The following is a 19,839-nucleotide window of genomic DNA, read 5'->3' as shown; positions in this document are numbered from 1 at the left end:
GCACGCCTGGAAACCCAGATCGCCCTCACCCATCTCGTCCACCGCCTCAACCAGCCCACACTGTCCAACGACCCACCCCCGTACCGGAGCAGCCCAATTCTCCGCGGTCCGATCCACCTCCACATCGAGCAAAGCGACGGCCCAGGCGGCAGCCTCTAAAAGGGTGTGGATCTCATCGTCGTACGCCTGGAGGCTCGGAAGCAGCTCATCCCCGAGTTCAGGCCGCGGTCGCGACCGCACCCCGTTGCGCCGAAGGAGCGTCGGCGTCGGGGCGGGACCGTCGTCGCCGACTGCCGTGGGCGAGCGGTCGTCGACCGCTCCCGGCGCGCAAGGGCCACCCGAGTGGCCGATAGGGGACGCAGGGGGGCTTACCGAGATTCGGAGCAGTCATGGATCGCTACCCCCCCATCGCCGAGCACGGCCTGGTGGGCGACCTGCAGACCGCCGCGCTCGTCTCGTCGCAGGGCGTCGTGGACTGGTTCGCTGCTCCCCGGTTCGACTCGCCCAGCATCTTCGCCGCCCTGCTCGACCACGACGGCGGCGGGTACATGCGGCTGGCCCCCCAGCACCCCGAGGCGACCTGCAAGCAGCTCTACTACCCCGACACGGCCATTCTGGTGACCCGGTTCATGTCACCGGACGGGGTGGGCGAGGTGGTCGACTTCATGCCGCCGGACCGGACCCGCACCGCCACCGACCGTCACACCCTGATCCGCGTCGTGCGCGCCGTGCGGGGGACCGTCGACTTCACGCTCGAGTGCCGGCCGCGCTTTGACTACGGCCGGGCCGAGCACCAGCTGGAGCTCGGCGAGAACACCGGCGTGTTCCGGTCGCCGGGGATGGACGCGCACCTGCAGACCTCCTTCCCGCTGGAGCGGGACGGCCAGGACGTACGCGGCAGGGTGACGCTGAGCGCCGGCGAGTCGGGCGGCGCCGTGTTCACCGTCTGCGCGTCCGGGGGCGAGGCACCCCCGCCCCTCACGGTCGACGGACTGACCGCACAGGTCGATGACACCGTCCTGTTCTGGCAAACCTGGTTGCGCCAGTCCCGCTACCGGGGCCGCTGGCCCGAGCTGGTGCACCGTTCGGTCATCACCCTCAAGCTCCTGACCTACGCCCCCACCGGAGCCCTCATTGCGGCGGCGACCATGGGCCTGCCCGAACAGGTCGGCGGAGAACGCAACTGGGACTACCGGTTCACCTGGGTACGCGACAGCGCGCTGTCCGTGCGCGCCATGCTGGACCTCGGCTTTGCCGAGGAGGCCACGGCCTTCCTCCACTGGCTGGTCGAAAGGCTGCAGGAGCGCGAGGGCAAGGAAGAAGAGCCACTTCAGACGATGTACCGGGTCGACGGCAGCCCCGACCTGCCCGAGGAGACACTCGGACACTTCGAGGGCTACCGAGGCTCCTCTCCCGTCCGCATCGGCAACGGAGCCGCCGACCAGCTCCAGCTGGACATCTACGGTGAGGCCCTCTACGCGTTGTCCCAGGGCCGCGAGATCGCCCAGCAGGCCACCTACCGGGGGTGGAAGGCTCTGGCCAGGACACTGGACTGGTTCGCCGAGGCCTGGGACCGGCCGGACGAGGGCATCTGGGAGACCCGCGGCGGCCGCCAGGACTTCACCTACAGCCGGGTGATGTCCTGGGCCGCCTTCGACCAGGGGCTGAGCCTGGCCGAGCACTTCCGCAGGCCCGCCGACACGCAGAAGTGGCGCAACGCCAGGGACGCCATCCTGGAGCAGGTGATGGAACGCGGCTGGAGCGAGCAGGAGGGCGCCTTCGTCCAGCACTACGGCGGCGACGTCCTGGACGCTTCCCTGCTGCTCATGCCAAGGGTCCAGTTCATCGCCCCCAGGGACCCGGCCTGGCTGTCCACCCTCGACGCGATGGACCGCAAGCTCGTGTCCGACAGCCTCGTCTACCGCTACGACCCGGCGGCATCGCCGGACGGGCTGCGCGGCTCGGAGGGAACCTTCAGTTTGTGCACGTTCCTCTACGTCGACGCGCTGGCCCGGGCGGGACGGCTGTCCCGGGCCCGCTACACCTTCGAGAAGATGCAGACCTACGCCAACCACGTCGGGCTCTTCGCCGAGGAGATCGGTCCGAGTGGCGAGCAACTGGGAAACTTCCCGCAGGCGTTCACCCATCTGTCACTCATCATGGCAGCCACCACCCTCGACGAGGCTCTCGACGCAGAGAACGGGCACTGACCCAGGGCCACGCATGCCCGTACGGCAGGACAGCCGCGGCTCCCCGAGGCCGAGTTCGGCCCATCTTGTGCTCGACCTCGCGACCGCAGGCGGCGGGTCGCAGGCCGTGTGGCCCATTTGGCGCCCGCCCGGGCGGCGGACTCCCAGTACGCCACCCTCTCGAACCGTTGCGGTCGGACGGGCCCGGCCTGACCCCTGACGCACCCGATACTTTGGGAATTGGTGCCGAATGTTCCGATTGCGCGAGTGTCCGTCCGGAATAGGGCAGCCCAGAGGGCACCAGGCGGGTGTTACGGCCAGGACAGCCGATGACTCCTAGAAGGGGGACCCTCATGGCCGACGATCAGCACTACGACGTCATCGTCATCGGTACGGGAGCGGGCGGCGGTACGCTCGCCCACCGGCTGGCCCCCACCGGCAAACGGGTCCTGCTCCTGGAGCGCGGCGGCTACCTGCCACGGGAGCGGGACAACTGGGACTCCACCGCGGTCTTCGTCAAGGGCAAGTACCGCGCTCCCGAGTTCTGGTACGACAAGCACGGCAAGGAGTTCCCCCCGGAGGTGAACTACTACGTCGGGGGCAACACCAAGTTCTACGGCGCCGCGCTCTTCCGGCTCCGTCCCGAGGACTTCGGCGAACTGCGCCACCACGACGGCATCTCTCCGGCCTGGCCGATCCGCTACGAGGATCTGGAGCCGTACTACACCCAGGCCGAACACCTCTACCTGGTGCACGGCCGGCATGGCGAGGACCCCACCGCAGGGCCGACCAGCGCGCAGTACGCCTACCCGCCGGTCGAGCACGAGGCGCGCATCCAGCAACTCAGCGACGATCTGGGGAAAGCCGGCCTGCACCCCTTCCACCTGCCCATCGGCGTGAACCTCGCCCAGGACGAGCACGGCCGGGCCAGCCATGACAGCGTCTGTATCCGCTGCGACCGGGTCGACGGCTTCCCCTGCCTGGTGGGCGCCAAGTCCGACGCGCAGGTGATCTGCGTCGACCCGGCGCTCAGGTACGACAACGTCACGATGGTGATGGACGCGAACGTGCGGCGTCTGGAGACCGACCCGACCGGACGCACCGTCACCAGGGTTGTCGCCGAGCTCAAGAACGGAACGATCGGCACGTTCGGCGCCAACATCGTGGTGGTCGCCGCCGGGGCGGTCAACTCCGCAGTCCTGCTGCTGCGTTCGGCCAGCGACAAACACCCCGGTGGTTTGGCCAACAGCTCGGACGTGGTGGGACGCCACTACATGCGTCACAACAACCTCGCGTTGATGGCGGTGTCGAAGGAACCGAATCCCACCAGATTCCAGAAGATCCTGGCGCTGAACGACTGGTATCTCGGAGCGGACGACTGGGAGTATCCGCTCGGCGGCATCCAGATGCTCGGCAAGTCGGACGCCGACCAGATCCACGGCGAGGCGCCGCGCTGGGCGGGTGCCGTCATGCCCGACATGCCCTTCGAGGTATTGGCGCACCACGCCGTCGACTTCTGGCTGTGCGGGGAGGACCTCCCCCTGCCCGAGAGCCGGGTCACCCTCGACAAGGACGACGCCATCCACCTGGCTCTCGATGAGAAGAACAACATCGCCGGGCTCAAGCGCCTCCAGCACAAGCTGCGGGGGATGCTGGGGCACCTGGGCATGCACGAGCACCACCTGCTGGATCACAGCATCTACCTGCACAAGGGGATGCCGATCGGCGCCACCGCGCACCAGGCCGGCACCGTACGGTTCGGCGACGACCCGCGCAGTTCGGCCCTCGACGTCAACTGCAAGGCCCACGACCTCGACAACCTCTACGTCGTGGACACCAGCTTCTTCCCCAGCATCGGCGCGGTGAACCCGTCTCTGACCGCCATCGCCAACGCCCTGCGGGTCGGCGACCACATCGCCGCCCGGCTGAGCTGACGGGGAGTCGCACGCGGCGTCGGAGCCGACGGCAGGTGGACGTACCACCCGCCGTCGGCTCCCTCGTTGCTCGAACCTGCGCTGCGCCGCTACAGGTTGTCCCCAGGTGCTCCGGCGGCCCCGGTTCGGCATTGGTGACCTCCTCCAGCTCACCCGTGGGGGGCGAGCCGGGAGAGCAGCACGAGCGTCGGACCGACCAGCACGATCGCGATGCCTACCGCAAGGCCAAGGCCTGGAAGAAGGCCCTCGCAGGCCTCGGCGCAGCCGGCAAGCTCACCCGCGTCCACCGGCCGGAAACCAACGGCAAGGTCGAACGCTTCAACCGCACCCTCCTCGGCGAATGGGCCGGCCTTGGGCCCCTGCTGCGGCAGCCGGTGAGGGATGAAGAGTAGGACCGGTCACCCGGTGAAGTCCGACAGATGCGGCGGGCCGGCCTTGACCAGCCCGGCCGGCGGGCGACGTGGGGCAGCACTGCCCCACGTCACCGGGGACGCGGGTCTCCGCCCGGCCGTTCCCGGTCGTTCGCCGCCGTCCTGCCATCTCGAACGCCTCGTAGATCCGTCGGCGGATGTCCAGCGCGTCGTCGAGGTGGAGATCAGCCCCCGGTGGCGAAGCCGGGGAAGAGCGTCATTCCGCCGTCGACGTAGAGGGTGGTGCCGACGACGTAGTCGAGCAGGTCTGACGCCATGGCGACGACGGCGTTGGCGATGTCGTCGGGGTCGCCCACTCGGTGGTACGGGATCAGGCGCAGGAGATCGGCCTCGGCCTCGGGGGTGGACCAGGCGTCGTGGTTGATCGGCGTGCGGATGGCGCCTGGTGCGACCGCGTTGACCCTGATCCGCTTGGGGGCCAGCTCCTGGGCGAGGGTCTGCATCAGCATGCCTACACCGCCCTTGGAGGAGGCGTAGTTCACGTGCCCGGCCCACGGGATGATCTGGTGGACCGAGCTCATACAGATGATCTTTCCCGCCGACCGGGAGACCTCCTCCACCACGCCACGCCGGATGAACTCCTTGGCGGCCTCTCGCGCGCACAGGAACTGACCGGTCAGGTTGACGTCGATGACCTTCTGCCACTGGGCGAGCGTCATCTCCGTCACGGCCGCGTCCCGCTGGAGGCCCGCGTTGGCCACCATGATGTCGATGGTGCCGAACTCCTCGACCATCCGCGCGACCATGGCGGTTACCTGGTCCTCGTCGGACACGTCGGCTTCGTGGGCGTAGGCGCGGACACCGAAGCCCTCAATCTCTTTCACGACTTTCTCTGCATCGTGGGCACCCACGACGTAGTTCACCACGACGTCTGCTCCGGCCCGGCCCAAGGCAACGGCGGTCGCCAGGCCGATCCCCGAGTTGGCACCGGTCACCAGTGCCTTCTGGCCCTTGAGGAGCTGTGCGGACATCACCCCGCGGCCCTCCTTGACGTTTCCTGCCACCACGATCACTCCTTCTGCGTTTCGGACGGCGCCCTCAGCCTCCGGACGACGTGCGCAGGAGGCTGGATGCCAGTCGGCCCGCCAGGACAGGTACAGGAGCCGTTGGATACCCGGCCCCCAGACGAAAGCACCTTGCGTCGCGGGTGAGGCGGACCGGCGCGCAACGCAGCCGCACTTCGGCCGGACACGTCACACCGTCGGGCTACGCCCGCCCCGAGGCAGGAGACACCGAAGTGTCACCGGCGATGCCGATGTCCGGCCCGTGGTGGGGTGGCAACTGGTGCAGTCCCGGTCCATCTGCACGAGACCGTTGACGGGATGCACGGCTTGGAGGTGCGTGGGATGGGAACGCCGGTGACTGATGGCGGCGCATTGCCCCAGCAGAAGGCGTACGGCGGCATGGTCAATGGTCCGCCGTCGCCCGTGGTCGCCGCAGTGGCACCGGCGGGCCTGGACTTGACCTCCTACCAGGACCAGTCGGCGACGACCGCGGTTGAGGAGGGCGAGCTGTACGGCGCGTACGTCACCGGCGGGTCCGGTGACACGCTGATCGTGGCCCCGGCGAAGAGCTCCTTCGGCTCCATCGACATCAAGGCGGCGTTCCTGGACGCGGCGCACAAACTGGGCCGGTCGGTGACCGTCGAGATGGTCAAGCCGCTGCCGTCCAGCGATCCGATCGGTGCGGTGACCGGGCTGCTGCTGGTGCCGCTGCTCATCGGCGGGCTCCTGGCACCGTGCTTGTCCTGATCCTGCTTGGTCATGGTCGGCCTGTCGAGTTCCGGCGGAGTCGGCGCCCTCCTGCTGCCGATCTACGCTTCGGCGCGCAAGGCGCGCAACAGGCCTCGGCCGCCCCTGCGAAGTACGCGGGAGTGCACCACGCTCGTCGGGCCTCACCGCTAAGGAGACCGGTGCCTGTGCACTGACCGGAAAGACTGGCTCTTGTGGTCACAAGCCTATGCCGCGCGCACATCGCCCGCACGCCAGGAAGGGGATGTCACACCAGCATGGTGCCGGAGCCACCTGGGATATCTCCCTGCTCGGAGGTCCCCCGCGGGCAATTGCGGCGAATCCGGCACCCTGGCTGTACAGGCCCTGAGGCAGAGTCCCGCCCAGAGAGTGGACGAAGCCGCCGCCGAGCTAGAGGCGGGTGGACTCGCCGGTGTAGGCGGGCGTTTGGCTGCGGAAGAACCGCCCGGTTCCTTGCGCGCGGGCGAAGTGGGCGTAGTCCTTACGGACACACACCATTTGCTCAGCGGCGGCTGCGAGTTCTCCAGCCATCCGTACTCGGAGACGGCGACGTATCCCGCGGGCGCGACAGGGCGGTAGAGGGGAAGGACGAGATTGCCGTGCTTGAGACGCGTGGCCTTCTGGGCGGGGCGGAAGATGATGCCGGGTGACACGTCCTTGACGAAGGCGCGCACCCCCTCCACGTTGCTGAAGAGCGACCCGTCCGGGGTCGGGATGTACTCGTCGTCTCGTTCGGGGCCCCGAAGCAGAACTCCACGTCTCCGAGCGCGTTCAGCCCCGGATCGCCTTCGAAAGTCTGCTGGGCGCGTTGCAGGGTGGGCGGGTCGCCTGGCGGGTAGGCCGCTGCGGCATGTTCGGGCCCTGTCGACCTCCGGCGGGTGGGCCCGGCCGGGGAGGCCACCCCTTCCCGCTGGACAGGTTGGGCACTGACACGAAAGCGAGAGATCGTACGCCGGAGCCCGCCTCTGCGGGGTGAAGGAAGAAACCCTCGTGCGGTGTTGCCGATCGGGGCTGGTCGGTTCTGCCGTTGCGGGCAGTGGCGTACGGATGCCGTGGGGATGGGTGCGGGGTTGTCTTCGGTGGGGTTGTGCGGGTCGCGTCGCGGTGGTCTTGGTGAGGTCGCAGAATGCGGCATATCTGGCGACTGAGGTGATCGAGGGCGGCCATGACTGGTACGGGTGGACGAGGTGGACGGCCTTCTGCTCAGGGGAGGGCTGTGGGCTGGTGGTCGAGGGTGTTCGAGCTGAATCCTTCGGGGCTGAACTGGCAGCGCGGGGTGGCGATGCTGGATGTCGGTCTGGTGCCGCTGTTCGTGTTCTGGGCGATCGGGTATGAGCAGTACCTGCTCAGCGCGTTGTTCGGTCTGATGTTCGCGGGGATGACGGACCCGGGGGGTGGTTTCGGGTACCGGGCGTCGCACATCGCTGTCTTCGGGCTGCTCGGCGCGGGGCTGACCGCGCTGGGGTTCGGCCTTGGGGCGGTGGATTGGGGCTGGCTGACGCTTGCGGCTTTCGCGGTCACGCTTGCCGCCGGTCTGGCCGTTGCGTTCGGTGTGCGGAGATTCGTGGCCGCGCTGCTGCTGAACGTGTGGTTCATCATCGCCCTCGCGACGGCGTTCGGCTTCCACCAGTCCCCCTCCGCCACCAGCTACACCTGGGCTCAGGTGGTGGCCTGGGCCGGCGGGGTGGCGCTGTGGGCCGCGGTGGCGTTCGTGGTCTGGCTGGTCCGTGGACGGCGGGACATGCCCCGGCCGTTCGCGGAGCTGCCCGGCGACACCTCGCGGCGGAAGCTGACCTGGCCGGTGATCATGTTCGCGGTGATCCGCGCGGGGGCGGTGGCCGCCACCGTGGCGCTCGCGTTTGGGCTGAACCTGTCCCACGGCTCCTGGATGCCGTTCGCGGCCCTGGCCGCGATGAAACCGAGCCTGGAGCAGGCCACCCTGATCGGCGTGCAGCGCCTTGCCGGAGCGGTGATCGGCGCGGCGGCTGCGGCACTGCTGCTGCTGGTGCCCGCAGGCGAGCAGGGAGAGCAGCTGCTCGCGGTCGAGCGCGGACTCGAAGTGGTTGCGCTCATCTTCTTCATGCACGCCATGGCGGTTCGCTTGGTGAACTACGCCTTGTATTGCGCGGCGATCGCCGCGGGGGCCCTCATCCTGTTGGAACTTCCGCAGCCCTCCGACTATGCCGCCGAGGGCTACCGGGTGCTGTGGACTTTGTGCGGCGTGGCAATCGGTGTGCTCACCATGGTGCTTTCGGGCCCGCTCGCCACGCGCACGGCCAAAGACCTGTCGCGGCCGTCCTGAACAGGTGGCCCGGGGCATGCTGCGGTGGCGTGCCGGCGCAGCCGCACCCTGGCGGACCTCGTCGCGGGTGCATCAGGGGAAGGGGGAGTTGCCCCAGGACCACTCCGTGTCGATCGCTTCCTGGAGGGCCGGGGTGATCTCGACGGACAAGCCGTACCGTCTCAGGTGCTTGGCTGCGGCATCGGATTAGTGCGGCTCTTCGTGGTCGATGCGGGCGAGGATCATGGTGGTCGGTCCGGTGCTGCGGAATCCGTGGTCGTGAGGGTGGGAGCGGGCCGCGTCGCTCGTCGGCCCGGACACCGTCGCGACGACGGCTGGGTGATGGTCCGGGTGGAGGTCAAATCGGATGCGGGCGTCTGCGGGGGCGTGGTGGAACATGGAGGGCCTTCGGTCGGGTTGCGAGTGGTCAGCGGACTGGCCGGGCGGGTGCGCGGGGTCGAGGGCCGGCCCGTGCGGTCGGGGTGCGGACCGCGGGAGCCCGGGGAACGACGGGCCAGCCGGAGGGGGGAGTTTCGGCGAGGGGGCCGATGGCCTGGCACCAGCGCCCGCGGACTGCGGACAGGGCCCGGCGGCTGCCGGTGGCCAGCTGGTGGACGGAGGTGGCCTCGTCGGCGGTGAGAACTTCGATCCGTGCGGCCACGGCACTGGCCTGCTGGAGGAGCGAGCGCTGGAGGACCTTCTGGCCCCAGTGCTCGGGTGCCCCTGCGGGATGGGCGAGCAAGTCGAGGATCTCGGCGGGGCCGAGTCCGTCGCGGAGCAGGCCACGTTGCTGGGCTTCCCACAGCAGGGTGATCGGGTCCACGGGTGCACCCCTGCGGGCGAGCGCCGTCAGGCTGGAGAAGAGGGCGGCGTGCAGGGGGATGGTGAAGTCGCCTTCGTGTAGCCACCGCATCCGTACCAGGTCATCGGGGTGGGCAGTGGCCGTGGCCAGGAGTATCCGCTCGTCGTCCTCCGCTTCGACCCATGCCTCTGGGACCGGGCCGGGCGCCTGAGGGGTCCGGGGCATCGATCCGGGGTGGGAGGGCAAGGCGGTGACGAGCTTGTCCAGGTATTCGGCGAGCTGGTCGGCTCGGGCCAGGACGGACCCGGCTGGGCCGGGGCCCGGTACGCGGGCCGCCTGGGCCAGGAAGCTGGCGTGTCGGCGTAGAACGCGGCGGGCGTGTCCGGAGCGGACGATCTGCGCGTAGGCCGGGGCGTGGGCGTCGGTAGGACAGAGGCTGATGAGGGTGTGAAGGTAGGCGGCTGTGAGGGCACGGGCCTGGGGCTGGGCGGTGGCGAGGAGTTGGTTCGGCCACAGAGGGCTCGACCGGTGAGCCTCGGGCGCGGGCGGGGGCGTGGTACGCATCGCCGAGAACAGCGCGCTGGGGGTGGTGTTGGCGAAGTGCTGGGGCTCCGAGGAGGCCGATGGTCTTCAGCCGTTCGGGCACCAGGAGCAGGGCGCCCAGGAGAGCCCTCCGATTCCTGCCCCGGAGCTGCCCCCCACGCACCTGAAGCCCAGGGGAAGGCTCCGCTGACCTGCCAGCTACGTGTGGGCCTTGGCTGGGTGCGGTGCACGCGCTCAGCCCTCCGCTTCCGACTCCTCATGTGAGGCTGCCGGAGGTGATGCGACGGCCTCCGGTGCCGGTGGTCGACCCCATGACCGGGCGGCAGAGAACGGGCAGGGGCGGGAAGCCGTGGGAGCGATCGTCACTGGGGAGGTGCTCCCAGCTCCCTAGTCTGGGGGGCCATCGCCCTCCTCGTCGGCCGCGCGGTGTGTCCCTCGACCGGGTCGGGCCCCGGCGCGGTTGAATTCGAGACATGACCAAGCGCGATGACTCGGCTCTGTTCGGTAACCGATTCCTGACGGTGCCCGCTCCGTCCGAGACCTTCCCTGAGGAAGGCATGGCCGCGACGGACGCGATGAGGCTCGTGGACGTGGATCTCGCCATGGAGGGCGACCCGCAGCGCAACCTCGCCACGTTCGTCACCACGTGGATGGAGCCGGAGGCCCAACGGCTGATCGCCGAGAACCTTCACCGCAATTTCATCGACCATGCGGAATACCCCATTTCCGCCGAGATCGAGCAGCGCTGCGTACGCATGCTCGCCGACCTCTTCCACGCGCCCGGCAGGACGACCGGATGCCGGACCCAGGGCTCATCCGAGGCGATCATGCTCGGTGCGCTGTCGCTGAAGTGGAAGTGGCGCGAGCGCCGCCAGGCAGCCGGCCTCTCGGTCGACCGACCCAACCTGATCTTCGGCGGTGACGTCCACGTCGTGTGGGAGAAGTTCTGCCGCTACTTCGACGTCGAGCCCAGGATCGTGCCGCTCGCAGAGGACAAGTACACGATCGGCCCGGAGGACGTGGAGCCGCACCTCGACGAGAACACGATCGGCGTCGTCGCCGTCCTCGGCACCACGTTCACCGGCCACAAGGACGATGTCGTCGGGATCGACAAGCTCCTGCGGGACGTCCGCAAAAAGCGGGACCTCGACATTCCGATCCATGTCGACGGCGCCAGCGGCGCATTCGTGTGGCCTTTCCTCTACCCGGACTCGAAATGGGACTTCCGGCTGGAGCAGGTCCGTTCGATCAACGTCTCGGGACACAAATACGGACTGGTCTACCCCGGCATCGGATGGCTGGTCTTCCGCGAAGAGGCCGACCTCGCCAAGGACCTCGTCTTCTACGAGAACTACCTGGGCAAGACCGACGCGACGTTCACGCTGAACTTCTCCACCGGTGCCTCGATGGTGCTCGCGCAGTACTACAACTTCGTGCGGCTTGGTCGCCAGGGCTACACCTACGTCATGAAGGCGATGCAGGAGAACGCCCGCGCACTGGCGGACAACCTGCGCAGCAGTGGCCGCTTCGAAGTGATCGGGAGCGACCTCGAGCAGCTGCCGCTGGTCGCTTTCCGTCTCGCCGGCGAGCACGCCTACGACGAGTCCGACATCGCCTGGCAGCTCTCGGCCGAGCGGGGCTGGATGGTGCCGGCCTACACCCTCCCGCCCAACGCGGAACGGGTGAAGATCCTGCGTGCCCTGGTCAAGGAGACCCTGAGCCGCGATCAGGTCGACCGCCTGACCCAGGACATCGCCGACGCGTGCCGCACGCTGGACGGCAAGGGAGCGACCCACAGCATCGAGCGGTCCCAGGTCAAACGCGGTACCGGCTACTGACGCACTGTGACAGAGCGGTTTTCCGGGTGACCGCCGAGCGGAGGCCGGTGATCCCGCCACCTGCCACAACGCCCTCCCATCGGGGTCGCGGGCTGCGGCACGGGCGGGGATTCTCGTAGTGAGGGCTCGTTTCGCCGCACGGCCGGCCCCGCCGGGGTCGGTCCGGTCAGTCCGGGCCACTGGTCGGTCCCGGGTCGGAGGTGGCGGTGATGGCCGGGTTCGAAGTCTCGGCGATCTTCAAGATCGACCGGCAGGGGTTCAACCTGCGGCGGGGCGTCTCTGTCCTGCTGGTGATGCTGATCCCGGTCGTCGTTCTGGGTGCTCTGGGCGAGGAGGAGTACTTCGTCAGCGTGGCGCTGGGGGCGTTGTTCACCGGCTTGTGCGACCCGGGCGGGCGGTACTCCTACCGCGCCCCGCGGCTGGTCGTCATCGCCGTCTCGGGCGCCTTGCTGACCGCGCTGGGTTACTGGCTGGGGGCGCAGGCCTGGGGATTGGTGGTGCCGGCCGCGTTCCTGGTCACCGTGCTGGCCGGCCTCGCCGTGACGTACGGTATGCACCGGTTCGTCGCCGCGTTGTTGCTGAACATCTGGTTCCTTGTCGCGCTCGCCCTGCCGGCCGCGTACCGGGCGGACGGGGTGCACACGAGTGCCTGGCCGCAGGCCCTCGCCTGGCTGATCGGGTCGGGCTTGATGATCGGGTACATCGGTCTGATGTGGCTGGCCAGCGGCAGCAGACCGGCGCGGGGCGCACGACGGACCCGTCATCGAAAGCGACTCTCATGTCCCCCATGGACAAAGTCTGGCATGCGCAGGCGAGTTCGTCAGCGGTTCGGGATCATCGTCGGTTCCCATCCTCTTACCGGGCCGACGATGCCACGGCAGGGAGCGTGCCACGGCCAGTGGAAAGCCCTTGAGGCGGCGAGAGTGCGGTGGGACTGCGGCAGGCCACACAGTTGGTAGGCCGTCGGCGCCACGAGCCGTGGGTATGCCGGGCGCCGTACCAAAGCGCCAGTCGCGATGAGGGGCCGCCGCTGCGATGTCGATGGGGGCAGCTGCCGTGTCGAGGCGGTGTCCCCGTGTGGCCTTTGTGCGACTGGGCCTACTCGGACCAGGGGGTGTCCTCGCCGAGGAGTTCGGGCGCGGGGGCGGCGCGGGCACCGTGCTGGCGGACATCTGAAACACGCTTGGCCTGTGGAAGGGTGGCTGCTGCCTCGCCGGTGTGCAGAGTCAACCACCGGATCGGCTCGGGGTGGCAGGTCCGCGGGGTGTGCGTCGGCAGGCCTCATGGCAGCTGCGCGAAGGGCTGCCCCTTCCCGCCAATCCGGCAAGCCGGTGGACGCCTCGGCGGCGATGACGCGTGCTACTGCGTACAGGCGCTGCCGCGCTGCAAAGGGAGGCGGGCCCGGTCGTGTCCGGGGCGCCGATGCCTCGGCGGATACCGGCATCTGTCCAACCTCGCGCCTTGAGTGCGGGCGCAGTGATCTCTTTGACCGCATGTACACGTTGATGACCATGAATCGGGTGCCGTACCGAGAAGCCTGTGCCTCCCGCGGCGGGTGCGGCAATCAAGTTCCGGGAGGAACAAGTCCTCCCTGGTCGTGCCTGTAGAAGAGCGCGCCGATGCTGACTTTTGCTGACTTTGAGGGACTCGCAACGCTCTGACCTGCGGAAACGTCGAGCGATTCAATAGTTCTGGAACTGGATTGGCCGGTCCCACGAGGATATCGCACAGGCCCGCGAAGACTGGATGAACGGGTCCCGATTCGGTGAGGTGAAGGGCTACGACGGCCCTCCGATTCCGTCCCCCGAGCTCCCGCCGACGCACCTGAAGCCCAGGGGAAGGGTGCGTTGACCTGCCATTTCATTCCGCCCCCGGCCGGGCGCAGCGCGCGCGGCACCCTTTCCGCTTCTTGTTGCCGAGGGGGGGGCGTCGGACATTGTCCGACGGCCTTCGGGGTGCGCGATCGAGTCTCAGGTGTTGCAGGCTGTAATCAGCTCTGGTTGGACGAGTGCTGACCTTTTGCTGACTTTACTGACGAGTAGTTAGATCGGCCCTAGGTTTGCGCCGGATTGCCTTGCCCGCAAAGGACGGCGGATGCTGCCCTTGCCTCGTCGGCTCCGACGGCCTTGTTGGCGGAGCCGGTCAAGGCGTTCGATCTGTCGCCGGAGTGGGCGCGGTGGCGTGTGGTGGACCTTGTGGACAAGTGACAACAGCCTCGCTGCTCCGGTCCTGCCCGCCAGCCACTGGCGGGAAACTGTGCGGGTGCTGGAGGTTGCGCCTCCGGGCAGACCAGACGTAGCTGCTGCTCGGCGAGGAATGATGCGCTGATCGCCTAACTAACGAGCTCGTGCATGGTTGGCGGTGTGACGCTGGATCGTGATCCCTGATCATGTTCGGTGTGGTGGGGAACGGGGCTCGTGCAGCGATCGTCAGCGACCGGAGGATCACGGGGCTGTCGGCCGATGTGATCGCCGAACTTGTCGCTGAGGTCGGTCCGTTATGGCATGAACGGCACCAGGCGAGGTTGGAGGCGAGGCCGCGGAAGCGTGCCGTGGGCGCTGGCGCCAAGTACCGGCTGGTCTTCATCGACCGGCTCCTGGCCACCCTCGTACACCTGCGTCACGCTGCCACACACGATGTGCTGGCCTGCTGGTTCGGCGTCGACCGGTCCACGATCACCCGGGCGATCGGCGAGGTGCGGCCGCTGCTCGCAATCCGCGGCTGCACCATCGCGGCCGGGATCCGGCTTCGCACCCTCGCCGAAGTCATCGACCACCTCGGCGCGAGCGGACAGACCGGGATCATCGACGGCACCGAGATCCGGGTCCGCAGGCCCGCCGCCGGCTGCAAGGACCGGGAGAAGTTCATCTCCGGCAAGAACAAGCAGAACGCGGTGAAGGCCATGGTCCTCACCGACGCCAGCGGCAGGCTCCTGTTCTGCAGTCCAGCCCAGCCTGCCAGCTGTGCCGACATCACCCATGCCCGGCAGTTAGGCCTGGTCAAGCATCTAATTGGCGGCACGGCCGTGGAGATCCTTGCCGATGCCGGCTACCAGGGTCTGGGTGCCCAGACCGGCGGTCGCGTAGTGACACCACCGCACCGCAAGTTCAAGAAGAACCCGCCGGAGTGGTACGAGGAGATCTACGAACGCCATCGCAAGGCGCATTCCTCACGCCGCATCCGCGTCGAGCACGGCATCGCACATCTCAAGAACTGGAGGGCACTAGCCCGGCACCTAGGCCGGCGCGAGCACATGAGCGACACCGTCCAAGCCGTGGCCGGACTGCCACCCTCGCGGTCTTCTTCCGCCATGCCGCACTTGGCGAATGGGACGACGTCCCGACCCGACCGCTGATCACGGCTGCGGACATGCCCCGCCGCATCGAGAAGGTTCCCCGCTTCATTCCCGAGCACCAACTCGAACCGGTCATGGAACGCATCCGAGCCCTGACCTGCCCGCTGCAGCGATGCGCGCTGCTGGTGGCCCGCTGGAGCGGCGCCCGCCGCACCGAGATCCGCAAGCTCCATCTGGACTGTCTGGACGCCTACCCCGACGGCACCCCCGGCTGCGGCTCGCGGCCGGCAAGGCCCTCAAGGAACGCACCGTCCCCGTCCACGAGGAGGCGGCAGATGCCATCCGCACCCTTGCCCAGCTGCGGCACAACCAGCACGACCGGGGCATCTACGATCCCGACCTCGGGCAGCCAGTGCGCTACCTGTTCCTGCGCAACGGCTGCCTCGCCCACCCCGACTACCTGTTCGCCGACCCCCTGGGCCAGATCTGCACAGAACTGGGGATCCTCAACAGCGAAGGCAAACCCGCTATCCACGCGCACCGCTTCCGGCACACCCTGGGCACCCAACTCGCCGAGAAGGGCGCCCGCATGCAGACCATCATGAAGGTCCTCGGGCATAAAAGCCCGGGCATGTCGATGACCTACACCCACATCTCGGACCCCAGCGTCCTGGCCGACTACCAGTCCGTCCTTCAACCCGGCGCCGTCATCGCCGGACCGCTCGCCGAAACCCTGCGCGTCGGCCAGCTCGATCAGGACGCACTGGACTGGCTGAAGACCAACTTTTACAAGACTGAACTTGAGCTGGGCCGTTGCCTGCGCCTGCCACAGGAAGGCCCCTGCGAATGTGACCTCTACCTGACCTGCGCGAAGTTCATCACCACACCCGAGTACGCACCCCGGCTGCGGGAACGCCTCTGCGTCGAGCGGCAACTGATCACCGACGCAAGGGACCGCGGCTGGGAGCGGGAGATCGAGCGCCACCAGCGCATCACCGGCCTCCTCGACGACCTCGGCGAACCGCACGACGATCCGGCGGACTGACCGGTGCGCCTGAGAAATGCACTGGTCAGACGACTTCGTCCAGGACAGGATGCGGCTATGCGTTACGCCCACGAGGACCCCGAGTTGCTCGCTCTTGTCCGCCGCTATGTCACGCCCGACCGGCGCTACCTCAAACTCGGCGGCCCCGTCATGCGCATGACCGAGCCTGACCGCGCCAAGTTCACACGGGAGCTCGGCGAGGCCGCCAGCGATATCACGCCTCGTGAGCTGACCGTCCTGCTCGAAGGTGGGTGGCGCGAGCGCAAAACCGCAGCCTGGCTCATCACCGTCGCCCGCAGAACTGAGTTCCGTGAACGCCTCGGCGAACTCCTGCTTGCCAGCGAGGTCTGCTACGCGGGCACCGCCTACTGCGTCACCTTCGCCACCTTCGGCACCCCTGCCGACGCGGACCTGTTGGCTGCCTACCTCGATCGCTACCTGCGACGCCCCGATCTCTACTACGACCAGCCAGCCGCCATGGGTGCACTCCTGCACCTCGATGCCAAGCTCCGTGCCGATCAAGCGGCCCGTTTCCTGGCCCGAGACGGCCTCTGGCATCAGTGGATCGACGGACCACCGCGCAAGGAGCACCACGGCACGCCGGACAGCTATCGCGAGATCATCAGCCAGTTCTGCGTCCTCGCCGATGAGGGCACCGAGCACTGCACGGCAAGGAAGCGATGACACCGCCCCCAGCAGAGTGACACCTGATCGGAGGAACCCACCGCCGCACAACTCGAAGTTGTCCAGATAAATCAGGATCGCTCGCCGCCTCGTCTGAGGGACCCCGTAGCCGCCTGCGTTGAGGATGCCGCTCCAGGTCGAGAAACCCCAGCCGCGCAGCACGGCGGCATACTGCTTCCACACGGGCGCGACGTCCGGAACCTCCTCAATCAGCACCCATTCCGGCTCGCCGGCCTGGTGCAAGGCGTGGAAGTGACGCATCGGTTCGGCAGCCAGCAGCGACCGTGGGCCCCGGCAGGCATCGAGCAGTTGGGGGCGGGTGCCGCGGCCGACAGACAGGTGGACGTGGCGTCCCAGATGGTCCCGGCCCTCCCCATCCTCTTCGAACAGAGCGGCTTCCGGACGCTCACCGGCAAGAACGTCCTCCAGGACCACGGCTCTCCACCTCGGAGTCCCTGAAGGTGAGCGTGCACGGCGTGCAGCCGGTCATGTGGGTCGGATCGGTCGACAACTGGCTGAACGTCACACCCGCCAAGGATTCCGTGTCCGTGAGCCGCACGGGCAACGCGTATCCGGACATGGAGGTCGTGCAGTACCGGAAGCACCAGAAGCCGCGGTGGATCGCCCACGACAGCATGGCCCACACCAGCGGCTACGATGCCCCGACGGTCTCGACGCCTCTTCTGCAAGGACCGTGATGACCGGACGTGGATCAATGGCACCTGCACGAAGAGCTGCTGAGATGAGAAAGCTGCTATGGGTACAGGAAGATGGTTGTGGGTCTGCCTGCAGCGCTACGTCATGACCGCCGTTCTCGGCTGGGTGGCCGCGGCCCTGGTGCTGCCCGTTCTGGGCGATGATCCCTTCTGGGCGTCGTTCGGCGCGGGGCTGGGAGTGGGGCTGATCGTGGTGCCGCTCCTGACGGTCGTGACCATGTTCGTACTCGTCCTGCTGGCCGGTCGGCGGTTCGAGCCGCCGACCGGCGGTGCCTCGCGGATCCGGGGCGGCTGGCTGATCGTGCTGCCCCTGGTCCTGCTGCTGCCCGTGGCCCTGCTCGTGCCACTGCAGTACCTGATCGTGCTCGGCACGCAGCTCGTGTACCTGGTGTGGGTGCTGCCCTGCCAGGACGCCCGCGACACGGCGGACGTGCTGCGCTCGCTCGCCGACCCGGCCGTCCCCGCGGAGCAGCGGGCCCGGACGGCACGGGCGGTCGCGGGACTGCAGGGCAGGCCGGTCGTCGAAGCCCTGGTGCAGACCTCGGCCGACGCGGAGCCGGAGGTCGCCGAAGCGGGTCTGGAGACCCTCTGCACCATCTGGCGGCGCGACGGAGTCGTCGACGAGGACCTGCTGCTGAAGCTCGACCCGCAGGCCCAGGACCGCGTCCGGGCCCTCGGCGTCAGGGTGCGGAGCCCTTGGTGAGAACGGCGGCGATCGGCCGCGCATGACACGGGCCCGGCCCTCCCGAGACCACTCGGGACGGGGTCGAGGACACGGCCGGCCCGCAGGGCCGTGCGCTCCCGCGCTCCTCCCCGAAGGCCAGTGATCGTGCGCCCGGTTCGCCGAGTCGGCGCTCCTCCAGTGCGGCGACGCTGAACCGCAGGTACCGCTCGTCGGAGGGCGTGACGAGGGAGCACGGCGACGTCCTGTTCCCGCCATCAGCGAGCGGAACCGGTCGAGCTTGGCTCCGGTCTCCAGAGCGCGTGCGCTGCGCCGGTCCAGCGCCCCTCGCAGGCCGGCGATCGCCGCCTCCTGGGCGATGCCGGGCGCGCAGATCGTCATGCATTCCAGCAGCTTGCCGGCCCACGAGGAGATCGAGCAGTTCCGCAGGGACTGGATGGAGGGCACCCGCTACGGCGAGGTCAAGGGCTACGACGGCCCCCCCGATCCCGGCCCCGGCCCTCCCCCCGACCCACCTGAAGCCACGGGGAAGGTGCGTTGACCTGCTGTTTCGTGTGGATCCGGGCCGGGCGCGGTGATCGCGCCCAGCCCTCCGCTCCCGGCTTCGGACGGGGAGGCTGTCGGACAGGGGGCGACACCCCCCACTGCCGGTGCTCTGTCCGGCGTGGGGTGAATCGTCATTTAAGCTTCAGGCGACCGCGGGGCGGTGGCTCAAGGTATGCGACGACCACGGAACGGTCGGTACGACCGTCCGACCGGGCGGCCTGCGTCGGGTCCTTGGTCCGGGCTCGGGATCCCATGGCGCTGATCATGAAGCTCCCGGGGCACCGGGTGAGCGCCTGCACGCGTCCCAGGGGTACGGGGTGCCCAGCCGTCCCCCGTGAACAGAAGACCCCCAGGGAGAAGTGAGGTATGCCGGTGATCTGCGTCGGAGGCATGATCGGAATCGGCAAGACGAGCGTGGCCGAGCTGATAGCCAAGGAGCTGGGCAGCGAGGTCTTCTACGAGAGCGTGGACGACAACCCCATCCTCCCGCTCTTCTACACGGCGAGCCCCGAGGAGATCCAGGCCAAGCGCTACCCCTTCCTCCTCCAGCTCTACTTCCTGCAGACGCGGTTCGCCTCGATCAAGGAGGCGTACAGGAAGGGCGACAACGTCCTCGACCGGTCCATCTACGAGGACTGGTACTTCGCCAAGGTCAATCACGATCTGGGCCGGATCAGCTCTCTCGAGATGCAGGTGTACGAAGGGCTGCTCGAAGAGATGATGCGCGAGATCGACGGCCTGCCGTACCGCAAGGCACCCGATCTCATGGTCTACCTCAAGGCGGACTTCGAGACGGTGCTGCACCGCATCGGGCTGCGGGGCCGCGATTTCGAGCAGGACGAAAGCCTCGTCGAGTACTACCGGACGCTGTGGTCCGGCTATGACGACTGGGTGCACAAGCACTACTCGGCCAGCGAGGTCCTCGTCGTCGACATGAACCACACGGATGTGGTGCACAACCCCGACGACGCCGCCCGCGTGGCGCGGGAGGTCAAGGACGCCGTGGCCGCGGCCAGGGCCCGGGTCTGAAGCCGAGCCGTCCACGCCGGTGCCTCCCGGCGGAGATCCCGGCCGCTCTGACCGTCGCGGACCCGACAGGGCG

General features: G+C 68.4%; 18 protein-coding genes and 4 pseudogenes. 17 read left to right on the top strand and 5 right to left on the bottom strand.

Going from position 1 to position 19,839, the window contains the following annotated elements; all coding sequences use genetic code 11:
* The 4 genes and pseudogenes from ACIQUT_RS36910 to ACIQUT_RS36895 all read left to right on the top strand — a co-directional run.
* Nucleotides 1-159: pseudogene (locus ACIQUT_RS36910) on the top strand (cytochrome P450); the annotation flags it as partial.
* A gap of 230 nt (nt 160-389) precedes the next feature.
* Nucleotides 390-2,210 (top strand): glycoside hydrolase family 15 protein, encoded by a 1,821-nt coding sequence (locus ACIQUT_RS36905; RefSeq protein ID WP_403569670.1) that lies wholly within the window; start codon nt 390-392, stop codon nt 2,208-2,210.
* A 332-nt stretch (nt 2,211-2,542) separates the two neighbouring features.
* Nucleotides 2,543-4,123 carry a GMC oxidoreductase gene (locus ACIQUT_RS36900; protein WP_403569668.1) on the top strand — a complete coding sequence of 527 codons (1,581 nt, stop codon included), beginning with the start codon at nt 2,543-2,545 and terminating at the stop codon, nt 4,121-4,123.
* A gap of 215 nt (nt 4,124-4,338) precedes the next feature.
* A pseudogene (locus ACIQUT_RS36895) lies at nt 4,339-4,482 on the top strand (IS481 family transposase); the annotation flags it as partial.
* 236 nt (nt 4,483-4,718) lie between these two features.
* On the opposite strand, the gene ACIQUT_RS36890 reads toward ACIQUT_RS36895, so the two are convergent.
* Nucleotides 4,719-5,525 carry an SDR family oxidoreductase gene (locus ACIQUT_RS36890; protein WP_403569672.1) on the bottom strand — a complete coding sequence of 269 codons (807 nt, stop codon included), beginning with the start codon at nt 5,523-5,525 and terminating at the stop codon, nt 4,719-4,721.
* A 387-nt stretch (nt 5,526-5,912) separates the two neighbouring features.
* Between ACIQUT_RS36890 and ACIQUT_RS36885 the strand changes: the two genes are divergently transcribed.
* Nucleotides 5,913-6,305 (top strand): hypothetical protein, encoded by a 393-nt coding sequence (locus ACIQUT_RS36885; RefSeq protein ID WP_403569667.1) that lies wholly within the window; start codon nt 5,913-5,915, stop codon nt 6,303-6,305.
* A gap of 1,234 nt (nt 6,306-7,539) precedes the next feature.
* A complete protein-coding gene (locus tag ACIQUT_RS36880; protein ID WP_403569665.1) occupies nt 7,540-8,607 on the top strand; it encodes an FUSC family protein in 1,068 nt (355 codons plus the stop codon).
* Between the two features lie 186 nt (nt 8,608-8,793).
* Here ACIQUT_RS36880 and ACIQUT_RS36875 read toward each other — a convergent pair whose 3' ends face one another.
* The gene (locus tag ACIQUT_RS36875) at nt 8,794-8,985 is read right to left on the bottom strand and encodes a hypothetical protein (RefSeq protein WP_403569663.1); all 192 of its coding nucleotides are present in this window, start codon (nt 8,983-8,985) and stop codon (nt 8,794-8,796) included.
* A 28-nt stretch (nt 8,986-9,013) separates the two neighbouring features.
* On the bottom strand, nt 9,014-9,952 hold the full coding sequence (locus ACIQUT_RS36870) for a DnaB-like helicase N-terminal domain-containing protein (RefSeq protein ID WP_403569661.1): 939 nt from the start codon (nt 9,950-9,952) through the stop codon (nt 9,014-9,016).
* Nucleotides 9,953-10,404: 452 nt separating this feature from the next.
* On the opposite strand from ACIQUT_RS36870, the gene ACIQUT_RS36865 reads away from it, so the two are divergent.
* Both ACIQUT_RS36865 and ACIQUT_RS36860 read left to right on the top strand, forming a co-directional pair.
* The gene (locus ACIQUT_RS36865; protein WP_403569659.1) at nt 10,405-11,769 is read left to right on the top strand and encodes a glutamate decarboxylase; all 1,365 of its coding nucleotides are present in this window, start codon (nt 10,405-10,407) and stop codon (nt 11,767-11,769) included.
* A gap of 209 nt (nt 11,770-11,978) precedes the next feature.
* Complete coding sequence (locus ACIQUT_RS36860) at nt 11,979-12,728, top strand: hypothetical protein (protein WP_403569657.1); 750 nt, start codon at nt 11,979-11,981, stop codon at nt 12,726-12,728.
* Between the two features lie 139 nt (nt 12,729-12,867).
* On the opposite strand, the gene ACIQUT_RS36855 is transcribed toward ACIQUT_RS36860, so the two are convergent.
* Entirely contained in the window at nt 12,868-12,999 is a 132-nt protein-coding gene (locus ACIQUT_RS36855) for a hypothetical protein (RefSeq protein ID WP_403569655.1), read from the bottom strand.
* A 459-nt stretch (nt 13,000-13,458) separates the two neighbouring features.
* Here ACIQUT_RS36855 and ACIQUT_RS36850 point away from each other — a divergent pair.
* The 4 genes and pseudogenes from ACIQUT_RS36850 to ACIQUT_RS36835 all read left to right on the top strand — a co-directional run.
* A pseudogene (locus ACIQUT_RS36850) lies at nt 13,459-13,620 on the top strand (pirin family protein); the annotation flags it as partial.
* 538 nt (nt 13,621-14,158) lie between these two features.
* The gene (locus ACIQUT_RS36845; RefSeq protein ID WP_403569654.1) at nt 14,159-15,124 is read left to right on the top strand and encodes a transposase family protein; all 966 of its coding nucleotides are present in this window, start codon (nt 14,159-14,161) and stop codon (nt 15,122-15,124) included.
* Between the two features lie 112 nt (nt 15,125-15,236).
* Nucleotides 15,237-16,109, top strand: a complete 873-nt coding sequence (locus ACIQUT_RS36840) for a tyrosine-type recombinase/integrase (protein ID WP_403569653.1) — start codon at nt 15,237-15,239, stop codon at nt 16,107-16,109.
* Nucleotides 16,110-16,166: 57 nt separating this feature from the next.
* The gene (locus ACIQUT_RS36835; protein ID WP_403569652.1) at nt 16,167-16,793 is read left to right on the top strand and encodes a DUF6000 family protein; all 627 of its coding nucleotides are present in this window, start codon (nt 16,167-16,169) and stop codon (nt 16,791-16,793) included.
* Between the two features lie 69 nt (nt 16,794-16,862).
* On the opposite strand, the pseudogene ACIQUT_RS36830 reads toward ACIQUT_RS36835, so the two are convergent.
* Nucleotides 16,863-17,132, bottom strand: a pseudogene (locus ACIQUT_RS36830) (DNA cytosine methyltransferase); the annotation flags it as partial.
* Here ACIQUT_RS36830 and ACIQUT_RS36825 point away from each other — a divergent pair.
* The 5 genes from ACIQUT_RS36825 to ACIQUT_RS36805 all read left to right on the top strand — a co-directional run bounded on the left by ACIQUT_RS36825 (nt 17,040) and on the right by ACIQUT_RS36805 (nt 19,766).
* On the top strand, nt 17,040-17,252 hold the full coding sequence (locus tag ACIQUT_RS36825) for a hypothetical protein (protein ID WP_403569650.1): 213 nt from the start codon (nt 17,040-17,042) through the stop codon (nt 17,250-17,252). The pseudogene ACIQUT_RS36830 and the gene ACIQUT_RS36825 sit on opposite strands and share 93 nt — an antisense overlap.
* Nucleotides 17,253-17,254: 2 nt before the next feature.
* On the top strand, nt 17,255-17,491 hold the full coding sequence (locus ACIQUT_RS36820) for a hypothetical protein (RefSeq protein WP_403569649.1): 237 nt from the start codon (nt 17,255-17,257) through the stop codon (nt 17,489-17,491).
* A gap of 58 nt (nt 17,492-17,549) precedes the next feature.
* Nucleotides 17,550-18,212, top strand: a complete 663-nt coding sequence (locus ACIQUT_RS36815; protein ID WP_403569647.1) for a hypothetical protein — start codon at nt 17,550-17,552, stop codon at nt 18,210-18,212.
* A gap of 358 nt (nt 18,213-18,570) precedes the next feature.
* A complete protein-coding gene (locus tag ACIQUT_RS36810) occupies nt 18,571-18,732 on the top strand; it encodes a pirin (RefSeq protein WP_403569674.1) in 162 nt (53 codons plus the stop codon).
* A gap of 371 nt (nt 18,733-19,103) precedes the next feature.
* Nucleotides 19,104-19,766: a deoxynucleoside kinase gene (locus tag ACIQUT_RS36805; RefSeq protein WP_403569645.1), complete on the top strand. Its 663-nt coding sequence runs from the start codon at nt 19,104-19,106 to the stop codon at nt 19,764-19,766.
* The last annotated feature ends 73 nt before the right edge of the window (nt 19,767-19,839 follow it).

It is taken from the genome of Streptomyces sp. NPDC090445 (genome assembly GCF_044769385.1).
GTDB lineage: Bacteria > Actinomycetota > Actinomycetes > Streptomycetales > Streptomycetaceae > Streptomyces.
Note: the sequence above shows the minus strand (reverse complement) of the source record. Positions and strands in the feature narration are given on the sequence as shown.

Bases quoted from the DNA above. Each gene is read 5' to 3' on its own strand.
- ACIQUT_RS36900 (WP_403569668.1), top strand. From the start codon at position 2,543: ATGGCCGACGATCAGCACTACGACGTCATCGTCATCGGTACGGGAGCG.
- ACIQUT_RS36870 (WP_403569661.1), bottom strand. From the start codon at position 9,952: ATGCGTACCACGCCCCCGCCCGCGCCCGAGGCTCACCGGTCGAGCCCT.
- ACIQUT_RS36865 (WP_403569659.1), top strand. From the start codon at position 10,405: ATGACCAAGCGCGATGACTCGGCTCTGTTCGGTAACCGATTCCTGACG.
- ACIQUT_RS36805 (WP_403569645.1), top strand. From the start codon at position 19,104: ATGCCGGTGATCTGCGTCGGAGGCATGATCGGAATCGGCAAGACGAGC.
- ACIQUT_RS36905 (WP_403569670.1), top strand. From the start codon at position 390: ATGGATCGCTACCCCCCCATCGCCGAGCACGGCCTGGTGGGCGACCTG.
- ACIQUT_RS36875 (WP_403569663.1), bottom strand. From the start codon at position 8,985: ATGTTCCACCACGCCCCCGCAGACGCCCGCATCCGATTTGACCTCCAC.
- ACIQUT_RS36860 (WP_403569657.1), top strand. From the start codon at position 11,979: ATGGCCGGGTTCGAAGTCTCGGCGATCTTCAAGATCGACCGGCAGGGG.
- ACIQUT_RS36815 (WP_403569647.1), top strand. From the start codon at position 17,550: ATGGGTACAGGAAGATGGTTGTGGGTCTGCCTGCAGCGCTACGTCATG.
- ACIQUT_RS36810 (WP_403569674.1), top strand. From the start codon at position 18,571: ATGCATTCCAGCAGCTTGCCGGCCCACGAGGAGATCGAGCAGTTCCGC.
- ACIQUT_RS36840 (WP_403569653.1), top strand. From the start codon at position 15,237: ATGCGCGCTGCTGGTGGCCCGCTGGAGCGGCGCCCGCCGCACCGAGAT.
- ACIQUT_RS36845 (WP_403569654.1), top strand. From the start codon at position 14,159: ATGTTCGGTGTGGTGGGGAACGGGGCTCGTGCAGCGATCGTCAGCGAC.
- ACIQUT_RS36835 (WP_403569652.1), top strand. From the start codon at position 16,167: ATGCGTTACGCCCACGAGGACCCCGAGTTGCTCGCTCTTGTCCGCCGC.
- ACIQUT_RS36890 (WP_403569672.1), bottom strand. From the start codon at position 5,525: ATGTCCGCACAGCTCCTCAAGGGCCAGAAGGCACTGGTGACCGGTGCC.